This window comes from Marinobacter sp. MMG032 (assembly GCF_040112695.1).
In the GTDB taxonomy this organism is placed as follows: Bacteria; Pseudomonadota; Gammaproteobacteria; order Pseudomonadales; family Oleiphilaceae; genus Marinobacter; species Marinobacter salsuginis.
Map to the genome: position 1 here is coordinate 716,875 of NZ_CP157802.1, position 24,565 is coordinate 741,439.

22 protein-coding genes are annotated in these 24,565 nt (G+C 57.8%); 16 read left to right on the forward strand and 6 right to left on the reverse strand.

From position 1 onward, the window contains the following. Positions 1-18: 18 nt before the first annotated feature. Positions 19-489 carry a regulatory protein RecX gene (locus ABNF92_RS03255; protein ID WP_349343417.1) on the reverse strand — a complete coding sequence of 157 codons (471 nt, stop codon included), beginning with the start codon at positions 487-489 and terminating at the stop codon, positions 19-21. 178 nt (positions 490-667) lie between these two features. Here ABNF92_RS03255 and ABNF92_RS03260 point away from each other — a divergent pair, with 178 nt between their 5' ends. Beyond that, positions 668-3,133 carry a DUF349 domain-containing protein gene (locus ABNF92_RS03260; RefSeq protein WP_349343418.1) on the forward strand — a complete coding sequence of 822 codons (2,466 nt, stop codon included), beginning with the start codon at positions 668-670 and terminating at the stop codon, positions 3,131-3,133. 13 nt (positions 3,134-3,146) lie between these two features. On the opposite strand, the gene ABNF92_RS03265 is transcribed toward ABNF92_RS03260, so the two are convergent. After that, entirely contained in the window at positions 3,147-3,410 is a 264-nt protein-coding gene (locus ABNF92_RS03265) for a late competence development ComFB family protein (protein ID WP_349343419.1), read from the reverse strand. Between the two features lie 188 nt (positions 3,411-3,598). On the opposite strand from ABNF92_RS03265, the gene ABNF92_RS03270 reads away from it, so the two are divergent. The 4 genes from ABNF92_RS03270 to ABNF92_RS03285 all read left to right on the forward strand — a co-directional run bounded on the left by ABNF92_RS03270 (position 3,599) and on the right by ABNF92_RS03285 (position 10,234). Continuing rightward, on the forward strand, positions 3,599-4,807 hold the full coding sequence (locus ABNF92_RS03270; RefSeq protein WP_069184847.1) for an acetyl-CoA C-acetyltransferase: 1,209 nt from the start codon (positions 3,599-3,601) through the stop codon (positions 4,805-4,807). A 29-nt stretch (positions 4,808-4,836) separates the two neighbouring features. Beyond that, positions 4,837-6,987: a 3-hydroxyacyl-CoA dehydrogenase NAD-binding domain-containing protein gene (locus ABNF92_RS03275; protein ID WP_349343420.1), complete on the forward strand. Its 2,151-nt coding sequence runs from the start codon at positions 4,837-4,839 to the stop codon at positions 6,985-6,987. 244 nt (positions 6,988-7,231) lie between these two features. Next, positions 7,232-9,415, forward strand: a complete 2,184-nt coding sequence (locus ABNF92_RS03280; RefSeq protein ID WP_069184849.1) for a carboxy terminal-processing peptidase — start codon at positions 7,232-7,234, stop codon at positions 9,413-9,415. 18 nt (positions 9,416-9,433) lie between these two features. Continuing rightward, entirely contained in the window at positions 9,434-10,234 is an 801-nt protein-coding gene (locus tag ABNF92_RS03285) for a helix-turn-helix transcriptional regulator (protein WP_305967085.1), read from the forward strand. On the opposite strand, the gene mtnA is transcribed toward ABNF92_RS03285, so the two are convergent. Beyond that, the gene (gene mtnA, locus ABNF92_RS03290) at positions 10,223-11,287 is read right to left on the reverse strand and encodes an S-methyl-5-thioribose-1-phosphate isomerase (RefSeq protein WP_349343421.1); all 1,065 of its coding nucleotides are present in this window, start codon (positions 11,285-11,287) and stop codon (positions 10,223-10,225) included. The genes ABNF92_RS03285 and mtnA overlap by 12 nt on opposite strands. 113 nt (positions 11,288-11,400) lie before the next feature. Between mtnA and ABNF92_RS03295 the strand changes: the two genes are divergently transcribed. From ABNF92_RS03295 to rdgC, 8 genes are read left to right on the forward strand one after another with little or no spacing between them, the layout of a single operon-like run. Then, on the forward strand, positions 11,401-12,738 hold the full coding sequence (locus ABNF92_RS03295) for a TRZ/ATZ family hydrolase (protein ID WP_349343422.1): 1,338 nt from the start codon (positions 11,401-11,403) through the stop codon (positions 12,736-12,738). Positions 12,739-12,773: 35 nt separating this feature from the next. Further along, positions 12,774-13,490 (forward strand): bifunctional 2-polyprenyl-6-hydroxyphenol methylase/3-demethylubiquinol 3-O-methyltransferase UbiG, encoded by a 717-nt coding sequence (gene ubiG, locus ABNF92_RS03300; protein ID WP_291907965.1) that lies wholly within the window; start codon positions 12,774-12,776, stop codon positions 13,488-13,490. Continuing rightward, positions 13,480-14,151 carry a phosphoglycolate phosphatase gene (gph, locus tag ABNF92_RS03305; RefSeq protein ID WP_291907966.1) on the forward strand — a complete coding sequence of 224 codons (672 nt, stop codon included), beginning with the start codon at positions 13,480-13,482 and terminating at the stop codon, positions 14,149-14,151. The genes ubiG and gph overlap by 11 nt, the downstream gene beginning before the upstream one ends. A 57-nt stretch (positions 14,152-14,208) precedes the next feature. Next, entirely contained in the window at positions 14,209-14,958 is a 750-nt protein-coding gene (locus ABNF92_RS03310) for a YciK family oxidoreductase (RefSeq protein ID WP_069184855.1), read from the forward strand. Beyond that, a complete protein-coding gene (locus ABNF92_RS03315; protein WP_349343423.1) occupies positions 14,958-15,191 on the forward strand; it encodes a glutaredoxin family protein in 234 nt (77 codons plus the stop codon). The genes ABNF92_RS03310 and ABNF92_RS03315 overlap by 1 nt, the downstream gene beginning before the upstream one ends. 12 nt (positions 15,192-15,203) lie before the next feature. Then, a complete protein-coding gene (yaaA, locus tag ABNF92_RS03320; RefSeq protein ID WP_069184857.1) occupies positions 15,204-15,974 on the forward strand; it encodes a peroxide stress protein YaaA in 771 nt (256 codons plus the stop codon). 24 nt (positions 15,975-15,998) lie between these two features. After that, positions 15,999-16,199: a DUF2788 domain-containing protein gene (locus tag ABNF92_RS03325; protein ID WP_069184858.1), complete on the forward strand. Its 201-nt coding sequence runs from the start codon at positions 15,999-16,001 to the stop codon at positions 16,197-16,199. Between the two features lie 19 nt (positions 16,200-16,218). Beyond that, entirely contained in the window at positions 16,219-17,145 is a 927-nt protein-coding gene (rdgC, locus tag ABNF92_RS03330) for a recombination-associated protein RdgC (RefSeq protein WP_349343424.1), read from the forward strand. A gap of 58 nt (positions 17,146-17,203) precedes the next feature. On the opposite strand, the gene ABNF92_RS03335 is transcribed toward rdgC, so the two are convergent. Beyond that, positions 17,204-19,948 carry a GNAT family N-acetyltransferase gene (locus ABNF92_RS03335; protein WP_349343425.1) on the reverse strand — a complete coding sequence of 915 codons (2,745 nt, stop codon included), beginning with the start codon at positions 19,946-19,948 and terminating at the stop codon, positions 17,204-17,206. 208 nt (positions 19,949-20,156) lie between these two features. Here ABNF92_RS03335 and ABNF92_RS03340 point away from each other — a divergent pair, with 208 nt between their 5' ends. Next, positions 20,157-21,083: a histone deacetylase family protein gene (locus ABNF92_RS03340; RefSeq protein ID WP_069184861.1), complete on the forward strand. Its 927-nt coding sequence runs from the start codon at positions 20,157-20,159 to the stop codon at positions 21,081-21,083. A gap of 6 nt (positions 21,084-21,089) precedes the next feature. Here ABNF92_RS03340 and ABNF92_RS03345 read toward each other — a convergent pair whose 3' ends face one another. Next, on the reverse strand, positions 21,090-21,539 hold the full coding sequence (locus tag ABNF92_RS03345; RefSeq protein WP_349343426.1) for an OmpA family protein: 450 nt from the start codon (positions 21,537-21,539) through the stop codon (positions 21,090-21,092). Positions 21,540-21,604: 65 nt separating this feature from the next. On the opposite strand from ABNF92_RS03345, the gene ABNF92_RS03350 reads away from it, so the two are divergent. Beyond that, positions 21,605-22,812 (forward strand): IS3-like element ISMaq2 family transposase gene (locus tag ABNF92_RS03350; RefSeq protein WP_349342663.1). Its coding sequence is split into 2 segments (ribosomal slippage): positions 21,605-21,932 and positions 21,932-22,812, totalling 1,209 coding nucleotides; the frame shifts between segments, so codons are not numbered across the junction. Here the strand turns inward: ABNF92_RS03350 and ABNF92_RS03355 are convergent. Continuing rightward, the gene (locus tag ABNF92_RS03355; protein WP_349343427.1) at positions 22,801-23,343 is read right to left on the reverse strand and encodes a hypothetical protein; all 543 of its coding nucleotides are present in this window, start codon (positions 23,341-23,343) and stop codon (positions 22,801-22,803) included. The genes ABNF92_RS03350 and ABNF92_RS03355 overlap by 12 nt on opposite strands. Positions 23,344-23,516: 173 nt before the next feature. On the opposite strand from ABNF92_RS03355, the gene pyrC reads away from it, so the two are divergent. Continuing rightward, positions 23,517-24,548 (forward strand): dihydroorotase, encoded by a 1,032-nt coding sequence (pyrC, locus tag ABNF92_RS03360; RefSeq protein WP_349343428.1) that lies wholly within the window; start codon positions 23,517-23,519, stop codon positions 24,546-24,548. The last annotated feature ends 17 nt before the right edge of the window (positions 24,549-24,565 follow it).

Sequence of the window (24,565 nt, forward strand, 5' to 3'; positions counted from 1 at the left end):
GCGTCTCCCCGAAGTGGTCTAGTCGGCACGGGCTTCCAGTGCCCTTTCAACCTGGCTAGCGGAATAACCCCGACGATTCAGAAAACGCGCCTGACGCACTTTTTCATCCCAGTCTTCACTGAGATCCGCCAGCCCAAACCGTTTGTCCCGGATGGCAACAGCCCGTTCACACCAATCTTCCTCAGTCATTTCATCAACACACTCCGGGGTCCGATGCACCCCTCGTTGCTGAAGTTCCCCCAGAATCCTGAGCGGTCCATAACCAAGATCCATCCTCTGGCGGGCATAAACGTCGGCAAACCGGTCATCATCGAGCCAGCCTTCTTTCTCATAGTCATCCAGAACAGCGTCAATAATGTCGCCCGACACCTTTCTCTGACGCAGTTTCAGACTCAGCTCAAAGCGGCTATGTTCCCTTCTGGCAAGCAATCTTAGCGCTGTTGCCCGGGCCTTATATTCCTGATCGTCCTGATTTTCCTGTTTTGCCATACAGACCCTTTCCGCATACGCACACAAAACGCTAGACTAGCCGCGAAAATTTCCGACTGATCAGCCTCCCAGGCTGACCAGTCAAACTACCCGGCCTTCCGAACCGGAGGCCGATGGCCGGTGGCGGTCCAACTTTGCCCGACACCGTGAACTGGTTTCAACACCCAAGGATACTTTTATGGCTGCGTTCATCCAGAAACTGTTCAGATCCCGCAAGACACCCGAGGCAGCGCCTAAGCAACGAAAAGCTGTACAGCCCGAGCCTGTCGAACAGGAGAATACCCGGGCCAGCCAGAGAGAAGAACAGCTTAAAGCCCTTGAGGGCTCTCCGTCGCAAAGTATTCTGGCCAAACTCGCGATGGGAGGTGTCACAGCGGATATCCGACAGACCGCAGCCGGCAGACTGACCGATGAAGCCAGTCTCCAGGCAGTACAGAAACAGGCCAAAGGCCGGGATAAAGGGGTCTACCAAACCGTTAAATCGGCCCTTCAGCAACGCCGTGAAGAACAGGCTCGACTGGACAGCATTAGCCAGACCATTGCCACCTTGACCCGTCACGCGCGGGACCAGGCGAAAAGCGACGACACCAAACTTTACGAGGCCCGGCTTGATGCCCTGCTGAAACAATGGACAGAGGTGGAAGAGCACGCAACTCCGGAGCAGGCGCAAGCATTCCTGGAAGCAGTGCACCAGTGCAAAGAACGCATTGCGACCCTGCAATCTGCAGCGGAGGGTGAAAAGCGCCAGCGAGATCAGCAGCTACAGCGCCAGGAAACTCTCGATCTGCTCACCCGCACAATGGATGAGCTCAAGGCCCAACCGCCAGAGACCCTGCCCTCACTCGCCTCTCTGGATGCATTGCAGAAAACCCAGGAAAACCGCTGGCTGGAAGCGACCCGGGATACTGCCGTGGACAAGCAGGAACAGAAGTCCTACGAAACAGCCATGCTGGCGCTGCGCAATTACCTCGGTTCGATCCGTCGGATCACTCAGGACCGGGACACCATTGTCGAACTCGGCACTTTGGTAGAGGGGGAAGACGACGCTACTGAAGAACAGCGCGCGCAGGCAAAAACCCTGATCGCGGAAATCAACTGGCCGGAAGGCTACCCCATTCCCACACTGCTTGAGCCCTTGCGAAAGCTGGCCGGTAAGCGCAGGTCAAAGCCCCAGCCCCGTGTTGACCAGGAGCAGCAGAGGGCCCTGGCGAAGCGCCTTGAGAACGATCTCGAAAAGCTCGAAGCGGCACTTGAGGCCAAGCAACTCAAGGAATCGAAGCAGCTGTTCAAAACCGCCCAGCAACATTTACGTGATTTGGACCAGCGCCACGCCAAACCCTATCAGGCCCGGGTACAACTCCTTAACGGACAATTGAGAGAACTCTCGGACTGGCAGGGCTTTGCCACCCAGCCAAAGCAGATTGCCCTATGCGAGCAAATGGAATACCTGGCAGAACAACCCATGGATCCAGAAGCCAAGGCGGAGCGAATCAAGGAACTGCAGAATGAGTGGCGCGATCTGGGCGGCTCTTCAGACCGCAACCTCTGGTCCCGGTTCAAAGCTGCCTCCGACAAGGCCTATGAGCCTTGCAAAGCCTACTTTTCTGCGAAGTCCGGCCTTAAACAGGCCAATCTGGAGAAGCGATCCGCCATTTGCGAGCAACTTGAGAGTTTCCTCAACAATGCCGACTGGTCATCGATCGACTGGAAAGCCGCAGAGCGAATCCACCAGACAGCGCGCCAGGAGTGGAAGGAAGCGTGGCCCGTGGAATTCCGGGACAATCGTGCCGTCCAGAAACGCTTCGATGAACTGCTCAGGAAGCTTGAGGCGCCACTCGATGAGGAGCGCCGGAAAAACGAAGCACTGAAACAGGCGATTGTCGAAAAGGCCGAGGCACTGGTTGACCACGAACCGCTCCAGGAGGCCATGAATCAGGCCAAGGCCCTGCAGGGGGACTGGCAGGCGATCGGCATTACCCGTCACCGGGAAGACCGCAAACTATGGCAGGCTTTCCGCAAGGCCTGCGACCAGATCTTTGCCCGCCGCGATGCCGAGCGCACAGAACAGCAGCAGGCATCGCGGGCCGCCGACGAGTCAGCGCAGGTGGCTCTGGAGCAGGTTGCCGAGGCATCTTCAGACAGTAATGAGGAGTCAGTAACGGCGGCCCTGGCGACGCTTCGTGGAATCGACGAGTCAAACCTGTCCAAGGGCGTCAGAGAGCAGGTTCAGCAGGAAAAGCAGCGGCTGAATAAGGCGCTTTCCGAGCTGAAGCTTCGGGCAAAAATGGCATCGTGGCAGTCTCTTGTAATGGCTGCCCCAACGGGTGAAACCGCCAATGATTCCGTGCCCAAACACTGGGCCGCGCTGGCGGATGCCTCAGACGCCAGTGATCCGGCCGAGCTGGTGATACGGGCGGAAATTCTGTGCGGTGTCCCCTCACCCGAAACCGACCAGCAGCGCCGCATGGAAATACAGGTACGGCGCCTGGCTGATGGCATGGGATCCGCCGACAACGGCAATGATCAAATGCAGGACGTGGAAAAGCTGCTCGCGAGCTGGTGCCTGGCCGGAATCGGCAAAGACGCAAACACAGAGCTGGCCGAGCGCCTGAACAAGGCCCTTGCCAACCTGAACCAGGCCTGAAGCACCCTGAGGTTTATTCCCGCTGGTGCTCTTTAACAAACTCCCTGGCCTCCTTAACGGCGGCCAGGGATTTCTGTTTCATCCCCTTGAGTTCTTCGTCGGCCAGGTAGAACATCATGTCGATTGAATGGCGATAATACCGCGTTGGAAGGCGGTTCAGGGCCACGCACATCACATCGGTAAGATAATCCGCCGTGTCGGACTCCTCCCGCGTTGCCTCAATGGCATCCACCACCAGTCGTTCGTAAAAGTTGTCGATCGCATCTCGCAGAGACATGGCTTTCGCCTCCTGAATTCGTCTGCGGTTTCTAACACCATAGAAGCCACCTCCCGCCTTGTCATGGTTCCTGAGCAATTTCGCCAATGCGATTGGCAGCCCGCGTCATTACACCCCCTGGTCGCATCGGGCTATGGTTGTGTCATCGGTAAATCAATTCCGAAAACAATATGACCAGAGGACAAGCAATGACCACCGAGGCGTATATCTTCGATGCAGTCCGCACCCCCAGAGGGCGCGGAAAAAAAGACGGATCACTTCACAGCGTCAAACCCATCACGCTGTTGACCACAGTGCTCCACGCGCTGCAGGAGAGGAACAGCCTGGACACCGCCCAGGTGGATGACATCGTAATGGGCTGCGTGACCGCCGTTGGCGACCAGGGTGCGGACATCGCCAAGACAGCCGCTCTGGCGGCCGACTGGGATGAAAAAGTGGCCGGCGTTACCCTCAATCGTTTCTGCGCGTCCGGACTTGAAGCCGTTAACCTGGCCGCCATGAAAGTACGCTCCGGTTGGGAGGACATGGTGGTTGCCGGTGGCGTGGAGGCCATGTCGCGGGTACCCATGGGCTCTGACGGCGGAGCCTGGGCCACGGACCCGGAAACCAACCTGCATACCGGTTTCATGCCCCAGGGTATCGGCGCAGACCTGATAGCCACGCTTGAAGGCTTCAGCCGTGAAGATGTCGATGGCTTTGCGGTGAAATCCCAGCAGAAAGCCGCCAATGCATGGCAGAACGGCTACTTTGCAAAATCCATTATTCCCGTCACGGATCAGAACGGTGTCGTGATCCTCGACCGTGACGAGCATGTGCGCGGCAACACGACGCTGGAGAGCCTGGGTGGCCTCAAACCCTCCTTTCAGATGATGGGTGAAATGGGCTTCGACGGTGTCGCACGGGAGAAGTACCACTACGTTGAGAAGATCAACCACGTGCATCACGCCGGTAACTCCTCCGGTATTGTCGACGGCGCCACCGCCATGCTGATCGGCAGCGAAGCCAAGGGCAAGGCCATGGGCCTGACACCACGCGCCCGCATCGTTGCCACAGCCGTCACCAGCACCGATCCAACCATCATGCTCACCGGTCCTGCGCCGGCGGCGCGCAAAGCGTTGGAAAAAGCGGGCATGACCGCCGACCAGATTGACCTGTTTGAAGTGAACGAGGCCTTCGCGTCCGTGGTGATGCGCTTCCAGCGGGAACTCTCGGTTCCCGACGAAAAAGTGAACGTGAACGGCGGCGCCATCGCCATGGGCCACCCGCTTGGTGCCACCGGCGCCATGATTCTTGGCACCTTGCTGGATGAGCTGGAGCGGCGTGAACTGCGCTACGGCCTGGCTACCCTCTGCGTTGGGGGCGGCATGGGCATTGCCACCATCATCGAGCGCGTCTGAACCCGTCCACTTTTCAAGGAGAACCGATTATGAGTGCCATCCGTTACGAACTGGGTTCAGATCAGATCCTGACCCTCACCATCGACATGCCGGGCCAGTCCGCCAACACCATGAATGCCACTTTCCGGGACGCCCTCTCGGAGACGGCAGCGAAAGTGAAAGATGACCTGAACAACATCCGCGGCGTGATCATTACCTCAGCCAAAAAAACCTTCTTTGCCGGCGGCGATCTGACAGAGCTGCACAAGGTCACACAGGCCGACGCCAAAACCTTTGAGGACATGGTCAACGGCCTGAAAGCCCACATGCGCTTCCTCGAAACCACCGGCAAACCCGTGGTGGCCGCTATCAACGGCTCTGCCCTGGGCGGTGGTCTGGAGATCGCCCTGGCCTGCCACCATCGCGTGGCGATTGACGACGACAGCATTCAACTGGGCTTGCCGGAGGTGACGCTGGGCCTGCTTCCCGGCGGTGGCGGAACCCAGCGACTGCCCCGGATGATTGGTCTTGAGGCAGCCTTCCCGTTTCTGATGGAAGGCAAAAAGGTGAACCCCAAAGCCGCACTTAAGGCTGGCATTGTCGACGAACTGGCCGATTCTGCCGACGACATGATCACCAAGGCCCGGGCATTCATCGATGCCAATCCCAAGTGTCATCAGCCGTGGGACCAGAAAGGCTTCAAGTTTCCTGGCGGGGCGCCTCACCATCCCGCCATGGCCCAGAAACTGGCCATCGCACCGGCCATGCTGAAGCAGAAAACCAAAGGCTGCTATCCGGCGCCGGAACGCATTCTCTCCGCGGCCGTCGAGGGAGCCCAGGTGGATTTCGACAACGGTAGCCTGATCGAGACCCGGTATTTTGCCGAGCTGGTGATCGGCCAGGTCGCCAAGAACATGACCGGCACCTTCTGGTTCCAGCTGAACGCCATCAAGGCGGGCGGCAGCCGGCCCGATGGCGTCGAGAAAGAAACCTTCCGCAAGGTTGGCGTGCTTGGCGCCGGCATGATGGGCGCAGGTATAGCCTATTCCACAGCCACACGGGGAATCGACGTGGTGTTGAAAGATGTCTCTGTGGAGAACGCCGAAAAAGGCAAGAGCTACTCCGAGAAATTGCTGGCCAAGAAAGTCAGCCGTGGCCGGATGAGCGAAGCGCAGAAGGCAGAGATCCTCGGGCGCATCAAAGCCACGGATTCTGCGGATGATCTGGAGGGCTGCGACCTGGTGATCGAAGCCGTGTTTGAAGACAGCGGCCTGAAAGCCAAAGTAACCCAGGAGGCGGAACCGAAGCTGGTAAACAACGGCATATTTGCCTCCAATACGTCCACTATCCCCATCACCCAACTCGCCGAGGCCTCCGCGAACGCCGAGAATTTTATTGGCCTGCATTTCTTCTCACCGGTAGACAAGATGCAACTGGTGGAAATCATCGTCGGCGAGAAAACCTCTGATGAAACGCTGGCACGCTCGTTCGACTACGTTCAGCAGATCGGCAAGATCCCGGTGGTGGTGAATGACAGCCGGGGATTCTTCACTTCCCGGGTTTTTGGCACCTTTGTCAATGAAGGCATCTGCATGCTGGGCGAAGGCATCCACCCATCCAGCATTGAGAATGCAGGACTGCTGGCCGGCATGCCGGTGGGACCTCTGGCGATCTCGGACGAAGTCAGCATGACCCTTATGCAGCACATCCGGGACCAGAGCAAGAAAGACACCGAGGCGGCAGGCGGCACCTGGAACCCCCACCCGGCTGAGGCGGTGATTGATGCCATGGTCAACGAGCACGGGCGCAAAGGCAAAGCCTCGGGCGCCGGGTTCTACGAGTACCCCGCCAGTGGCAAAAAACACCTTTGGCCGGAACTGGAAAACCTGTTCGTGGATAGCGGCAAGGCTCGGGCAGTCGAACTGCAGGAGCTGAAGGACCGGATACTGTTCATTCAGGCCATTGAAACGGTGCGCTGCCTCGAGGAAGGCGTATTGCGCACGGTGGAAGACGCCAACATCGGCAGCATCTTCGGCATTGGCTATGCGCCCTGGACCGGTGGCGCCATCCAGTTCATCAATCAATTCGGAGTGAAAGCGTTCACGGAACGGGCATCAGAGCTCGCCAAAACCTATGGTGAGCGCTTTGCACCGCCCAGACTGCTGCAGGAAAAGGCGGAAACCAACACAACGTTCGCCTGATCAAACCCTGCTGACTCATTGCCGGGCGGGATGCGCTTCCGCCCGGCACCCCTACCAATCAAAGACCTACGCAATCGACCATCATCCGGTTACCAACCTGGCGCCTTCATGGACAGATTGTCACGAACCGATACGCCCTGCCTATGGCATCGGGTGTAGTGCTTGCCTACAATAAATTTATAAGTCACGGGTAGACACTCCCTCCGAAAGCCGAGGGGCTCCCCACACCGTCAGGTACGCATTTATGACCATCGCGGAAAGAATTATGGCTCGTCGCACCCTGGCCGGAACTGGTCGATCCGGGGTGTGCAAGGCAATGGCTGTAGCCTTGCTACTGTCGACGCCACTGGGACTGCATGCCAAGGTTGAAACCCCAGCTGTCTACGAGCCGGTTGCGCCGACGATCGATCAGGCGCGCGCTAACATTCTGATTGCCCGTCAGCTGCAATTTACGCATTTCCGCGACCTTGGAATCAGCGACGAATTGTCTGGCGACGTGTTTGATGCCTACCTGGACTATCTGGACGGCCAGCGAATCTACCTGTCACAAGACGACATTGCGAAATTCGACAAAATCCGGACCCAGTTGGGCTCTGCCCTGAAAACCGGCCAGCTCCAGCCGGGCTTTGATATCTACAACCTTGTTCAGCAACGGATTATCGAGCGTCTGCAGTTTGCACTGGCAATCATCGACAACGGCATAGACTCGCTGGACTTCTCGGCCAACGAGAGCATTCTGGTGGACCGCTCGGAAGCGGACTGGGAGGCGGATGCCAAGGCGCTGGACGAACTGTGGGTAAAACGCATCAAAAACGCAGTATTGGCACAGCGACTGAACGGCGCCGACGATGAGGCCATCGTTGAAACTCTGCGCCGGCGCTACGAAGGTCAGCTCAAGCGCGCGTACCAGGCCAGAAGCGAAGATGCTTTCCAGGCCTACATGAATGCGTTTACCGGAATGTGGGATCCGCACACATCCTACTTTTCACCGCGCACCTCCGAGAACTTCAACATCAACATGAGCCTTTCCCTGGAAGGCATTGGAGCGGTCCTTCAGTCAGATAACGAATACACCAAGGTAGTGAGACTGGTGCCCGGCGGACCGGCGTCCAAACAGGGTCAGCTTGAACCGGCAGACCGCATAGTCTCGGTGGCACAGGAAGGTGAAAAACCGGTGAATGTGATTGGTTGGCGGCTGGACGAAGTTGTAGATCTGATTCGCGGGCCAAGGAACTCGACCGTCACCCTGGAAGTCATTCCGGCTAACGCGTCTGACGAGACCATCACCGAAACCATCGCGATCAAGCGCGATGAGGTGAAACTGGAAGAACAGAGCGCCAGCAAGGACACCATCCGGATTGAGCGCGGTGGCAAGGAATACACGATTGGCGTAATCACCATCCCCACGTTCTATGCCGATTTCCAGGCCATGCAGGCCGGAGACCCGAATTACAAGAGTACAACCCGGGACGTTCGTAACCTCATCGCGGAACTCGAAGCCGAGGGCGTTGATGGACTGGTCATGGATTTGCGCAACAATGGTGGTGGCGCCCTGCACGAGGCCAACGATCTGGTAGGGCTGTTTATCGATAAAGGCCCCACTGTTCAGATCCGCAATGCCAATAACGATGTGCAGGTATTGAACGATGAGGACCCTTCGGTCGCCTATGATGGCCCGCTGGTGGTACTCACCAACCGTATGAGCGCGTCAGCGTCCGAAATTTTCGCCGGCGCCATCCAGGACTATGGCAGGGGGCTGGTCGTTGGTTCCCAGACCTTCGGCAAAGGTACCGTTCAGGCGGTGCGTCCGCTGAACCATGGCCAACTCAAGATCACCCAGTCGAAGTTCTATCGGGTATCAGGCGGCTCCACCCAGCACAAAGGGGTCATTCCGGATATCGAGATTCCATCCCGCATCGACAAGACCCGCATCGGTGAGGACGCCCTCGACCATGCCCTGCCCTGGGACCAGATCGAAGCCGTGCCGCACACGCGTTACTTTGATTTCAGCGGTATTATTGATGAGCTTCGCAAGCGACACGAAGAGCGGTTCTCAACCAACCCTGAATTCAGTCTGTTGCAGCAGGAAATCGACTTCCTCACCAAGCAGCGCGCCACGGACAGCGTCAGCCTTAATCTGGAAGAGCGTCGTGCCGAACACGAACAAATTGAGCGCACGCGTCTGACAATTGCGAATGCCAGGCGGGAACTGAAAGGGCAGCCACCATTCGATTCCCTTGAAGCCCTCGAAGACTGGCAGGACCAACAGGCAGCTGACCTGGATTCCACCGACGAAGAACTGGATTTCGTGATCCGTGAAGGTGGCCATATCATGGCTGACATGCTGGACCTGGATAACCGCATGGCGTCCATCCTGGACCCGCAACAGTTCGCCGCACAGGCTCCGGCCTCCGCGGTAACCCGGTAAGCGGATGCCTCCAGGCCCATGACTGAAAAGGACACCAGCGGGCAGGATAGCCGCCAGAAAGCGCGAATGCTCCAGGACATGCTTCTGGATGCGCTGCATGCCATGCGCTCGCTGGAGCAGGTGGAAGGGCTGGAAAAACCGGTAACCCAGGAACGGACGCCGGAAGGTCTTATCGACCGCCTGGCCAGCCTCACCGGGTCAGCGCTCCGGTTCGGGGTGAAGGCCACAGATACGTCTCTTCGGGTTGGTCGGGCCCTGATGAATTCCCAGGATCAGTTGCGGGCGATGCTCACGGCGGGTCAGTCCCTGAAGGACATCCGGGAAGTGGCCGGTCTAACCTTGTCGGAAATGAGCGAGGCCCTGAACCTGCGGGACAAGTCGGTTCTCGAGGCCATTGAGAATGGCACCTCCACTCTCTCCTTCGAGCTGATTCTGCGTCTCGCGGCTCTCATTGCCCGGAATGATCCAATCCCTTTTATCATGCGCACCACGCGCAACTACAACCCGGAAGTCTGGCAGATTCTGAATGACTGGGGTGTGGCGAAACTCCCCCTGCAGTTCGAGCGGGAACGCGAATTCATCAACATCTTCCGCCGGCATGACGACGCACGGACGCTCTCGGATGAGGGCTTCCAGAAAGTGCTGGAGTTCACCCGCCAGAGCTTTGAGATGTCCCTGCACTTTATCGAAGAACAGGAACGGGAGGTGGCCGAACTTCAGGCTGCCTACGAGGACAAACACCCCGAAGGGCCATCCAGACCCGAGAAATCCCCCGTCCGAAAGAAGCGGCAGGCGGGCGGCCCGTCTTCAACCAAATAGTGCTCTCATACCGGTAATATTCGGGTTATGCACGACGCCCTTTTCAGTAACGATGGCGTCGATAAGGTTGGCCGGTGTCACATCAAAAACCGGGTTGAACACATTGACGCCTTCCGGCGCCAGAGGAATACCCCGGATTTCCCGCACCTCAATCCCGTCCCGTTCTTCTATGGGAACATCCGCGCCTGACTCCAGAGCCATATCCACGGTGCTCGACGGTGCCACCACCATGAAGCCCACTTTATGATGCCTGGCCAGCACCGCAAGACTGTAGGTGCCAATCTTGTTAACCACATCGCCATTGGCGGTGATGCGGTCGGCGCCGACAATGACCCAACGGACATCGTTACGAGCCAATATTGCTGCCGCAGCGCCATCAGCGTTCAAAGTGACAGGAATGCCGTCCCGAGAGAGTTCCCAGGCCGTTAGCCGGCCACCCTGAAGCCAGGGTCGGGTTTCATCGGCATAGACGTCTTTCAACAGTTTTTCCTCGTGCAGCCGTCGAACAACGCCCAGAGCCGTGCCGTAGCCACCGGTGGCAAGTGCACCGGTGTTGCAGTGGGTCAACACCGAAAGCGGTTTCTCTGCACCGATGAATTCCAGGGCATGGTCCGCCATGGCAAAATTGGCAGCCAGATCTTCTTCATGGATTGCCTCGGCCTCATTGGCCAAACGTTTCTCCGCTACGTCGAGAGAGTGACAGGCGTGGAAGACCCGTTCCATCCGTTGCAACGCCCAGAACAGGTTCACCGCCGTGGGCCGTGATGCCGCCAGCTCACGAATGGATTGTTTGATTTCAGCTTTCCAATCGCCACCGCCGGCATGCCTGGCTGCCAGGGCCACCCCGTAGGCTGCGCTGATCCCGATCGCCGGAGCGCCACGAACCACCATGTCCCGGATGCTTTGTGCCACACCCGCAGCGCCCTCCAGGGTGATCCAGTGTTCCTCCCCGGGCAGCAGGCGTTGGTCCAGCAATTCGAGACTGCTGCCATGCCACCGTATTGCAACGGTACCAATGCCGCGTTCAGAAGAGGGTTTCGGGGTGGTTGCCATAGAAAACTGCTCCGGTTTTTCAGCGCTGAAAACTGCCAGTATAACGGTTATACTTCCGGGCTACATTTTCAAGGTGCGGCAGGGTCGCACCAAGCGCTGTAAGGCAGGAATGAATGACGGCAGATACCATCAACGCAGCCGATATCCGCATCAACGCGCGCTGGCTGATTCCAATTGAGCCAGCAGGCACAGTGCTTGAGAATCACGCCGTCATAATTCAGGGGAGCCGCCTGGTCGCCGTAATCCCCCAGGAGCAGGCGGACCAGACCTTCCGAACCCGTGAAACCGTCGATCTTCCCCACCATGTTGTCATGCCCGGCTTGATCAATATGCACGGCCACGCAGCCATGACACTGTTTCGCGGGATGGCGGATGATCTGCCGCTCATGACCTGGTTGAATGATCACATCTGGCCGGCCGAAGGTCGCTTTATCAGCGAACAGTTCATTGCCGATGGCACACAACTGGCCATGGCAGAAATGCTGCGCACCGGAACCACCACATTCTCGGACATGTATTTCTTTCCGGAGATCGCTGCACAGGTCGCCCATGATGCGGGCATGCGCGCCCAGATCTGTTTTCCGCTGCTGGATTTCCCGACACCCTGGGGTGCCGGTCCGGACGAGTATCTGAGCAAAGGTGCCGACTTTATAGACACCTGGAAGACCGACGGCTACATCATGCCGGCCATTGGCCCCCATGCCCCCTACACGGTTTCCGACGGGCCGATGACTGAAGCGGTACGGCTATCGGAAAAAACCGGTGCCGTTATCCAGGTACATCTGCACGAAACTGCCTTTGAAGTAACCGAGGCCACTGAAAAAGGTGGCCAGCGCCCGACGGCCAGACTGGCAGACCTCGGCGTACTTCGCCCGGAGACCCAGTGCGTGCACATGACGCAGATCGATGAAAGCGATGTGAGCCTGCTGAAACAATCGGGAGCCCATGTCATTCACTGTCCGGAATCGAACCTGAAATTGGCCAGCGGCCTTTGCCCGGTGCAGGACCTTCTGGACAACGGGATTAATGTTGCGATTGGCACTGACGGCGCCGCCAGCAACAACGACCTGGATCTGTTCGGAGAACTTCGCACCGCTGCCATGGTGGCCAAAGTAGTAGCCGGTGATGCCTCGGCGTTGTCTGCCCACAAGGCTCTGGAAATGGCAACCATCAACGGAGCCCGGGCCCTGGGGCGGGACCACGAACTCGGATCACTGGTTGAGGGCAAGCTGGCAGACATCATTGCCATTGACCTGAGTGACCCGTTTTTGCAGCCGGTTTACGATCCGGCTTCGCACCTCGTCTACAGCAACCATGGTCGATCAGTAAGCCACAGCTGGATTAACGGCGTACCACAATTACAGGACGGCCGGCTAACCCGCATTGACGTCGCCGATCTCATGCTCCGGGTTGAAGATTGGGCCGGGCGTATCCGTACAAAGGCAAACTAACCGATTTCTTATTGATCCATCAGGCAGAACCAACCATGACAAACCAGAATGTAGACCGGAACGAAATCGCCAAGTTCGAGGCCCTGGCCAGTCGCTGGTGGGACCCCACGAGCGAATTCAAACCGCTACACGACATCAATCCGCTACGCCTGAATTACATTGATGAGCGCGTATCCCTGGCTGGCAAGCGCGCCCTGGATGTCGGCTGCGGTGGCGGCCTTTTGTCTGAGGGCATGGCCCAGCGCGGCGCCCATGTTACCGGTATCGATATGGGCGAGGCGCCCCTTGCGGTCGCTCGACTCCATGGCATGGAGAGCGGTGTGAACGTGGATTACCAGCAAATCACCGTCGAAGAACTGGCGCAGGACAGCGAACATGCTGGCCAGTACGATGTCGTGACCTGTCTGGAAATGCTGGAGCATGTCCCGGATCCGGCATCGGTCATCAAGGCGTGTGCCGCCATGCTCAAACCCGGCGGACACCTGTTTGTCTCAACCATCAACCGGAACCCCAAGTCGTTCCTGTTTGCCATTGTCGGCGCCGAATACGTGCTTCGTTTGCTGCCAAAGGGCACTCACGAATGGAAGAAGTTTATCCGGCCCTCTGAAATGTCCGATCATCTGCGCAACGCAGGCCTGGATGTCCGGGAACTGACGGGTATGACCTATAACCCGATTACCAAGATCTACAAACTCGGTAGGGACGTGGACGTTAACTACCTGATGCACGCCAGGGATATCCGTGAAGCCTGAAAACACGCATCAAGCCTCGGCAGTCCTGTTCGACCTGGATGGTACTCTGATTGACACGGCACCGGATTTCATACGCTGCCTCAATCAGTTGCGGGAACAATACGGCATGCCCGCCCTGCCCCCGGAGCATATTCGACGCTCCGTCTCAAACGGCGCTCGGGCCATGATCCGGGTCGGCTTCGGCCTGGAACCGGAGCACCCGGAGTACCTGGAAAAACACACAGCCTTCCTCGACCTCTACGAGGCCGGAGTCGCTGTAGAAACCCGCCTGTTCGAAGGCATGGATGAATTACTCCAGGCTCTTGAGGAACAGGGGATCCCCTGGGGCATTGTCACCAACAAGCCTGCCCGTTTTGCGGTTCCGCTAATCGAAGCCTTAAATCTTGCGAACCGATGCGCAGTCCTGGTGTGCCCCGATCATGTTGCCCAGCGCAAACCTCATCCGGAGGCCCTGTTTCTCGCCTGCCAGCAAATGGGAACCGAGCCTGGTTCAGGGATTTATGTAGGCGATCACGAACGGGACATCGAAGCAGGTCGCAATGCCGGAATGAAGACTATCGCGGTCCGCTACGGTTATATCGAAGAGCCGGAAACCATTGACCTGTGGCAAGCGGATCTTATTGCCGACACCGTCACTGACCTGGCAAAGCTGTTACAATAGTCGATCAATTTTAGGATCCGGTGTTTAACCGGTAACAGCCTGACACGGAGACAGGTTATGCATGATTACCAAGCACCCGCCGATCTTCTGAAAGACCGTATCGTTATGGTGACGGGTGCCGGCAGCGGCATTGGCCGGGCTGCGGCAAAGGCCTTTGCCGCCCATGGTGCGACCGTCGTACTTGTTGGCCGAACTGTAGGAAAGCTGGAAACGGTCTACGACGAAATCGAGGCCGCCGGGCACCCCAAGCCCGCCATCGTGCCCATGAACTTTGAGGGCGCTGCAGTGAAGGACTATGAAGAACTGGCCATGACGCTGGAAGACAACTTCGGCCAACTGGACGGTTTACTGCACAACGCGGCCATCCTGGGCGATCGCAGCCCGGTTGAACTGTATGACCCGGAAACCTGGAACAAGGTCATGCACGTCAATGCAACAGCCCCGTTTCTGCTCAGCCGGGCCATGATCCCCCTGCTGCGCAAATCCGACGATGCTTCGGTGATTTTCACGTCTTCCGGTGTCGGTCGCAAAGCCAAAGCCTACTGGGGCGCTTACGCAGTCTCCAAGTTTGCGGTTGAAGGCCTCAGTCAACTTCTGTCCGAAGAACTGGATGACGAACGCCACAATGTCCGGGTGAACAGTCTGAACCCGGGCGCGACCCGTACCAATATGAGAGCCCACGCCTACCCGGCGGAGAACCCACAGCAAAATCCGGCACCGGAAGACCTGATGCCGATTTACCTGTATCTCATGGGCAAGGACAGCCAGGGCGTCAACGGCCAGAAACTGGACGCACAGCCGAAATAATGGAACTGCTTTTCTACACGACATCCCAGTGCCATTTGTGCGAGCTGGCTGAAGCCCTGCTTGTCAGTACGCCCATGCCGGAACCCATACCGGTAGACGTGGTGGATATTGCCCGGTCCGAAAAGCTGGTGGAGCGGTACGGCACCCGGATTCCAGTGCTGCGACGCAACGACACCGGTGCGGAACTGGACTGGCCGTTTACCAGGGATGAATTACTCACATTCCTGCAATGAGGATTGCCTGACATGTTGATGGTTATTTCCCCTGCAAAAACGCTGGACTACGAAAGCCCGCTGGCAACTGACACCTATACCCAGCCGGAATTTCTCGACGACGCCTGTGAGCTGGTTGACCAACTGAAGGAACTGGAGCCGCATCAGATAAGCAACCTGATGAGCATCAGCGACAAGCTGGGCCAGCTGAACGCGGAGCGCTTCCAGAACTGGCACACGCCGTTCACCCCCGAGAATGCCCGCCAGGCGGTACTGGCCTTCAAGGGTGATGTTTATACCGGCCTGGACGCAGAGAGCTTCAGCGAGGAGGACTTCGAGTTTGCCCAACAGCATCTGCGCATGCTCTCCGGCCTGTATGGGGTCCTGAAACCGCTGGACCTGATGCAACCCTATCGCCTGGAGATGGGTACCCGGTTCGAGAATAACCGTGGCAAGGACCTGTATGCCTTCTGGGGGAGCAAGATTACTGACGAGATCAACCGGCTGCTGGCAGACGACGACGGCGTGCTGGTAAACCTGGCCTCCAATGAGTATTTCAAAAGTGTAAAGAAGAAAGACCTTGAAGGTAGGCTGATTACCCCCCAATTCAAAGACTGGAAGAATGGTCAGTACAAGATGATCAGCTTCTACGCCAAGAAAGCCCGCGGCCTGATGTGCCGATTTGCCATCCAGAACCGCATTACCCAGGCCGACGACCTCAAAGGTTTTAACCTCGAAGGCTATTACTTCAGCGAAGACCAATCCGATAAGAACAACTGGGTTTTCCTGCGGGATGAACAGTAATCCACGTTGACATCGGAGTAAGCAATGAACGAAGCAGTGTTTTCCCAGATCGCCATGCTGGTGTTTCTGACCGGCCTGATTGTCTGGATGGGTATCATCGTCTGGGACCTGGCCAAGAAATCCCAGGCCGGAAGATTCGGCACCATCGCCCTGTTTACGGTGCTGGGCGCTGGCGTTGTGGGCTTTATTATCAAGACCGTACTCGTAGAGATCATGCAAATATGAACGACAAGGACCAGCCCTGATGTGGTTTCGCAACGCCCGCGTATTCCGTTTTACCAAACCGTTTGATATCTCCGCCGAAGAGCTGGAAGAAAAACTGCAGGCCGACGCCTTCAAACCCTGCGGCCCCCAGGAAACCAGCCGCCAGGGCTGGGTTCCACCCCTGGGCAAGCATGGCGAACAGCTGGTTCACAGTGCTAACGGCTATCACCTGATTGCCCTGCGCAAAGAAGAGAAAATCCTTCCTGGCCCGGTGGTGAAGGAAGCCGTGGAAGAGAAAGCGGAGGCTATCGAGTTCGAGCAGGGCCGCAAGGTCCGCCGCAAAGAAAAGGATGAAATCAAGGAACAGGTGATGCTGGAGATGCTGCCCCAGGCCTTCTCCAAAAATCGCCGCTGCTTCGCCTACCTCGCGCCCCTGGACGGTGTCCTGGTAGTGGATGCCGGCTCCGCCAAACAGGCGGAAGATCTGGCCTCCACCTTGCGCAAGAGCCTTGGCTCGCTGCCGGTTCGTCCGCCCGCCGTGGAGCAGGCGCCTGCCTTTACCTTCACCGGCTGGCTGAACGAATCCGTCGATCTGCCTGGCAAGGTGGTTCTGGGCAGTGAATGCGAGCTGAAAGATCCGTCTGAAGATGGTGGTGTGGTGCGCTGCAAAGGCCTGGACCTGAAAGCCGATGAAATCCGCAACCATCTGGATGCGGGCATGCAGGTGACCAAGCTGTCACTGACCTGGGACGACAACGTCTCCTTCGTGCTGGATGAAGAGCTGGGCATCCGTCGCCTGAAATTCGGCGAAACACTCCAGGACCAACTGGACGACGTCGATGTGGATGATGCCGTTGCCAAGTTTGATGCAGCCTTCACGCTGATGACCCTGGAGCTGTCCCGCTTGATCCCGGGGCTTCTCGAAGCTTTGGGTGGTGAAGACCGTTCAGCGATTGTCGAAGAATAAAGCTGATACCCCGGGGTCAGGTGCATAATCAATCTGACCCCGTCTTTCCCCTTACCGCTCAATGGGCGCTCTTGCCCAGGCGCTCTCTCTGCCAGTCCTTTTCCGGTTCGTTCAGAACCAGCCGCAGGTCCATCACCTCCTCTTCGATATTGAACTTGATCTCGAAGCCCAGGTGTTCCGCAAGCTGCAACATGGGGCGATTGTCCGGCAACACGTTGCCAACCATTTCCATGGTGCCCCGGGAACGGCAGTAATCGATCATCTTCTGCATCAGGGCGACGCCCAGGCCCTCTCCCTTCATTTTATCGTGCACCATGACCGCGAACTCGCATTGCAGGTTGTCTGCGTCAGTCCAGGTGCGCACGGTGCCCAGGGTTTCCTCACCTTCTCCGTCTTCCCTCGGCGCGTTGGCAATAAAGACCATTTCCCGGTCGTAGTCGATTTGCACCATCTGGGCAACGTCCTCCCGGGAGAAATGCTTCCGGTACTGGAAGAACCGGTAGCGGATGGATTCTGGCGACTGTAGCTCATGAAACGCCCGGTGCGCGGGCTCATCTTCGGCCAGTACCGGCCGGATGATGACCCGCCGCCCGGACTTCGGCAGTACAATCCACTCCTCGAGTTCGCGCGGGTATGGCTGGATAATCGGCCGGCCTGGCTTGTCGGCCAGATTGATGGCGATATTCACAGCCACGGCCCCCTGCTCGTTGAACAGCAGCGGCGAAATCTCCAGACCCTGTATTTCGGGAATGTCGATGACGATCTGGGAGAGGGTGACCAGCGTCTCGGACACCGCCCGGATATCCTCTTCCGGCTTCAGGCTGTGTTCTTTCAACAGCTTGTACATATAAGTCCGGCGCAGAAGCTCCCGGGCCAGCACCATGTTCAATGGCGGCAGTGCAATCTGCCGGTCGGTCATCACATTGATCTGGGCGCCCGCTGCGCCACATACCACCAGGGGGCCAAATAACGGATCCCGGGTAATACCAACACTGAACTCAATCCCGCCCACGTGCTGATAGGAACGCTGAACAGCGAAGCCGAGGAAGCCACTGCCCGGAAAGTGGCTCTGGTATTCCTCCATCAGGTAGCGGCAGGAGTCCATGATGGCCGCTTCGCTGTTGAGCTTCTGAACCGTGCCCTTGTATCGGCGCTGGGTAGGACTCAGGTCGAGGAAAGGATGGCAGGCCTGCTCATGGATGATGGTGATATCGATGGGGCGCCGCTCAACTGCGAAAACCTCGAGGACCTCTTCCATATCGTCGCAGTACATGGTGTCGATGGTGCTAATGCCATAGTCACTCACCAGATCCCGGGCTTCCCGGTTCGACAGATGATACCGGCCCGAGCGCAATGCCCGGCTGACCACATGACGGGTGTGGGTTCGGTCTGCAAAGTGATCGGTAAAGGACTCGGGTGTTTCCGTGAGCAGCCGCTGAACACGCTGATGACGCACGTGCTGCATGAACGCCATGACGGCTTTTTCGGGATTGAAGAACGACGGCAGCCCGGCCCGGTAAAACTCTTCCCGCGCATCCATGACCGTACTCTGGCCCAGCCAGCAGGTGAACACGTTCAGACGGGTGCCCTTGGAAGCCTGCACCACAGCGTCAGCAATCTGGAGGCTGTCCTCTGTCAGACTTGGCGCATACATCACCAGAACGTTTGCCACTTCCGGATCCTTGGCAAGAATCTTGATCGCCTGCCCATACAACTCCGGTGAAGCATCGTAGTTGAGATCGATCGGGTTCTTGCGGGTCCAGTAAGGTGGCAGCAGCTCGGCCAGGGCCTCGATACTGGCATCCGACAACTCCGCCAGCTCGCCGCCCAGGTCCGCCAGGCGGTCCACAGCCAACACCCCCGGGCCAACCCCGTTGGCCATGATCGCCAGGCTTTCCCGGCGCAATGGCCGCATCCGGGTTAACGTCTCGAGCGCATCGAACATCTGGCCAAGACCGTCCACCCGAAGCACACCGGCCCGCTGGAGCATGGCATCGTATATCGGATCGCTGCGTTTCAAACCGGCCGGCAGATCGTGGGGAAACCACTCCGATTCCGGTACCCGCCCGGATTTTACTGCGATCACTGGCTTGGTGCGGGAGGCTACCCGCACCGCAGACATAAACCGCCGGGCATTCGGGATGTTCTCGATGTGCAGAAGAATCGCGCGGGTCTGGGTGTCCTGCGCCAGATAGTCGATCAGATCGTCGTGATCGATATCCATGCCATCGCCGAGGGTCAGGAAGTAGGAAAACCCCACCCCCCGGGCAAAGGCCCAGTCTATAACCGAACTGGCAATGGTGCCGGACTGGCCTACGAAAGCAACCCGTCCCGGGATCGCGCCCATGTGGGCATAGGTGGCGTTCAGGCTACGTGCCGGAACCATCAAACCAATCGTGTTGGGGCCGAGCACCCGGATCCCGGTTTCCCTGGCGGCCTCGCGTACGGAATACATCAAAGGCTGACCGGTTTTACTGTGAGTACGGGACATGCCACCGGTCATGACAATGGCGGTGCGCACCCCGGCTTCCCCGAGCCGCTTGATGGTCTTGGCCACGGTATCCGGCGGCGTGCAGATGATGGCCAGATCCGGGGAAAAGTCCATTTTGGAGACTTTCTTGACGCAGGGTACACCGTGCACGTTGTCGTAATCGTTCTGGTTGACCACCAGCAGGCGCCCCGGATAACCGCCCCCCATCAGGTTCCGCAATACCATGCCGCCAAGATTGTCTGCCCGCTCCGACGCACCGATCACCGCAATGGACGCGGGATTGAAAAGGCTCTCCAGATACCGGGTGCTCAAGCTGACTCTCCTATGTGAGTGGCCGGCAGGCCGTTGGCGAATAAATGTAATAAAACAGGTTACTTATGAGTGTAACCCTTATCTTAGGCCCTGATTCCCCGATGTGAAATGGCTATCGTCCCTATAAGACCAAAGAAACACGGCATCAGGCGGTTTTCCCTGATAAGCTTGAAGAAAATATAAGCACATCGAAGGCAGTTCGAGACGTATGACCACGGCATTCTTTTCCCACGATGACTTCATGAAACACAACATGGGGCCGGAACATCCGGAAAGCCCTGAGCGTCTGGCGGCGATCATCAGCTACCTGGCTGATACCGGTCTTGATCAGAAGCTCGACTGGGTGAGGCCGGAAGAGATCACCCGGGACCAGTTATTGACGGTGCATCCCGAAAAGTACCTGCATCAACTCGACCTGATGCAACCCACAAGGGGCCGCGTGTTTACCGATCCGGATACGGCCATGATGCCGGACACTTTGCGGGCAGCCCGCCTTGCCGCTGGCGCCAACATCCAGGCCGTGGATATGGTTATGAGTAGCCAGGTAACCAACGCCTTTGTTTGCGCGCGCCCGCCCGGCCATCATGCCGAGCGAGCGAAATCCATGGGCTTCTGCTTCTACAATAACGTCGCCCTGGCCGCCATGCGCGCTCTCACCTTCCATCACCTTGAACGGGTCGCGATCATTGATTTCGATGTGCACCAGGGCAACGGAACCGTGGACATTGTCGGTGGTGACGAGCGAATCCTGATGTGCTCCAGCTTCCAGCACCCGTTCTACCCGCACTCCCATGTGCACCGCCAGGCCGACAACATCGTCAACATTCCGATTGCAGCGAACTGTTCGTCTGAGGAGTATCGGAAACAGGTGGAGGCAGGTTGGCTGAAGCGGCTGAACGACTTCAAACCGCAACTCATTCTGATTTCCGCGGGTTTTGATGCCCATAGACTTGACCCGATGGCGGAACTGAATCTGGATACCGACGACTACCGCTGGTTGACGGAAATGATCGTGTCTGTTGCACGTGAGCACAGCAACGACCGCATCATTTCAACGCTGGAGGGCGGATACCACCTGAGGGCCCTGGCAGAAAGCGTAAACGCCCATCTGGAAGTATTGAACTCGGTTTACTGAAAGCGATTATCCCCGGGGCTCACCGCCATACCCGTTGGCCTGCTGAAGCTCCGGGCGATCGCCTGCCCTCTGCAAGCGGATATTGGTGCGGCGGTTATCCGCCGGCCGGTTGGATACCGGGTATTGGTCACCGTGTGCCCGAATGGTAATCATGTTTTCATCAATACCGCTCGCCTTGAGGTAGTCGGCCACCACGTTGGCACGATCTTCGGAAAGCGCGCGGTTGTCGATACGACTGCCAATACTGTCACTGTGACCATCCACGAAAATTCTCTCAACCGTGGTGTCGGCATTCACGTAACGCACGATGTTGTCCAGCAACTGCCTGTCGGCGTCAGACAGTTGAGTGCTGCCACTGGCAAAGGGCACCCTTGAACGCTGAATCTGATCGAAGTTCACCGGCAAGAGATTCGACGTGCAGCGCTGATAGCGCTGGTATTCTGTAGTAGCCCCCAATTAAACCGGACACCTTGGTAGAAGCAAAGGCCTAGGCATAGACCTAGTGCAAAGGAGTGTCCAAGGTGGAGAGAATCGAAGTCATAACCGGAGTGCAGCGCCGTCGCCGGTATTCCGCGCAGGAGAAAGCATTCATGGTTGCAGAGTGTGAGCAGCCAGGCATGTCGGTATCGCTTGTAGCCCGGCGTCATGGTATATCAGCAAGTCTGTTGTTCCGTTGGAAGAAGCTGATGAAAGACGGTGGCATGTCCGCGATTGAATCCGGTGATGAGGTTGTAAGCGCATCCGAGGTCAAAGCCCTGAAAAAGAAGGTTCGGGAGCTGGAGCGGATGTTGGGCCGCAAGACGATGGAAGCTGAAATACTCCGGGAAGCCCTGGAGGTGGCTCAGTCAAAAAAGTTGATCTCGCGCATGCCGTTGCTGCCACCGGACGATACCCTCTGAAGCGGGTTGCGGAAGTGCTGAAGGTATCGCGCTCCAATCTTCTGGATCGCCTTCATGGTCGCCAGAAAGGCCGAAGCCCGAGATACAGCAAACAAGACGATGACCGGCATTTGCCGTTTATCCGTGAGCTGTGCGAGGCCCGTGCTGCCAATGGCTATCGAAGGATCACGGCTCGACTGAATCGGTTGCTCGCAGCCAACGATGAGCGAGTAAACCACAAGCGCGTGTACCGACTGATGAAGCAGGATGGGCTGCTGTTACCCCGGTATACAGGGCGACCTCAAGAGCGCTGCCACAATGGCCAGGTTATTACGTTGAAGCCGGACCTTCGTTGGTGCTCAGATGGCTTTGAGATCCGCTGCTGGAACAAGGAGGTTGTCCGCGTAGCCTTCAGCCTGGACTGCTGTGATCGCGAGCTGATGCGCTATGTAGCGACTACTGGTGGCATCACCGGTGAGATGGTTCAAGACCTGCTGCTGGAAAGCTTGGAATACCGGTTCGGCCAGTCAGAGCGAGTGCCTCATCCGCTGGAATGGCTGACGGACAATGGCAGTTGCTACATTGCCAAAGAAACGCGAGCCTTCGCGTCCTCTCTGGGCTTTGTCGTGTGTACCACACCGGTGAGAAGCCCTCAGAGCAACGGCATGGCTGAGGCCTTCGTGAAGACGTTTAAGCGCGACTATGTGTACTTGAACGATCTCCCTGATGCCGCCACGGTGATGGCCAGGTTGCCGGAATGGGTCGAAGACTATAACCGCAGCCACCCGCACAAGGGGCTGAAAATGAAATCGCCCTGGGAGTACCGGGCGGAACTGGCATCAAACGAATGAGGTGGTGTCCGGTTTAGCGGGGGCAACTACATATTCACCAGCAAAATTGATATTGGACACCTGCACCCGCACCGGACGACCATCAAACCAGGATTCCCGGGTAACCGTGGGGCGCATACCCTCCAGCAGGCCGTGGGCAACAACAAAGGCCTGGCGTGTATCCAGGGAGACCTGGCGGCGATCATCCGACACATTGACCGTGCCCAGGGGCTTCGGCGCCACACCCGGACGCCAGGCCGGTGCCTCCACCACGAGACTCCCCCGCCCTGGTCGCATTGGTGTCGAATCAGACTCCAGGAAAAAGCTCAGACTTTCACCCGCGCGATGATTGAACACGGCCCGACCGTAACCGGGAACCTCGTGCACCAGGCGACACTCGAATACCGATTCGGCAAGATACCACTGGCTATTCTCGATACCGGCACCATAGCTGGCAGCCTGCCCGGCAGCCGGCAAAAGCAGCACAGGAAGACTGCAAGCCAGCAGTGTATTGAGACGTTTTCCGAGGCGGAATCCCATAGTACGTGCCATCAGTGTCCGGTAGTTAACAGATTCTGATTGCTTAACGGCCCGCGTCTGCCTTTCTTTAGCTCCGGGCGGAAAACAATCACCCGCGCCTTCTGGTATAATTCGCCAAATTTTTCGGGGCTCTATCCTCCAGGGCCCCACAGCACGCCTCGCATAAGGTATTGCGGACAACTGCCATGACAGAAAAGCTTACTCTTACCCGGCCCGACGACTGGCACCTTCACGTTCGGGATGGTGACATTCTTAGCGACGTGGTACCGGCCACAGCGGCCTGCTTCGGCCGCGCCATCATCATGCCTAACCTGGTGCCACCGGTCACAACCGCCGCTGATGCCGCAGCCTATCGGGAGCGGATTCTCGCGGCTGCCAAAGGCACCGCCTTCGAGCCGTTGATGACCCTGTACCTGACCGAGAGCATGACACCGGAAACCATCCGCGAGGCCAAAGCCGCCGGTGTTGTGGCCGCCAAGCTTTACCCGGCGGGCGCGACAACGAACTCCGACTCCGGAGTGAAGGATATACGGAACATCTATCCCGTGCTGGAAGCAATGGCAGACTGCGGCATGCTTCTTCTGGTTCATGGTGAAGTAACCGACGCCGATATCGATATCTTTGACCGTGAAAAGGTGTTTCTCGAGCGGGTCCTGGCCCCCACCCTGGAGGCTTTCCCGAATCTCAAGGTTGTGCTGGAACATATTACGACGGCCGATTCCGCCGAGTTTGTCCAGCAGCATACCGGCGACAACCTTGCCGCGACGCTGACGCCCCAGCATTTGATGTATAACCGCAACCATATGCTGGTCGGCGGCATTCGACCGCACCTTTATTGCCTGCCAATTCTGAAGCGCAACCGCCATCAGAAGGCGTTGCGGGACGCAGTAGCCAGCGGCGACAAACGCTTTTTCCTGGGCACGGATTCTGCTCCTCATGCCAAGGATCGCAAGGAGGCTGCCTGCGGCTGTGCCGGCTGTTACTCAGCCTATGGCGCCATCGGCCTGTATGCGGATATTTTTGAAGAGCTTGGCATTCTGGACAAGCTTGAGGCATTCGCCAGCTTCAACGGCCCTGACTTCTACGGCCTGCCGCGCAACACCGATACCATTACCCTGGTTCGCAAACCCTGGACCATGCCGGCGGAGCTGCCATTGGCTGACGGAACCATCGTGCCCCTGAAGGCCGGTGAAACCGTTCACTGGCGACTGGCGTAAACCTGATCTATTCCTTC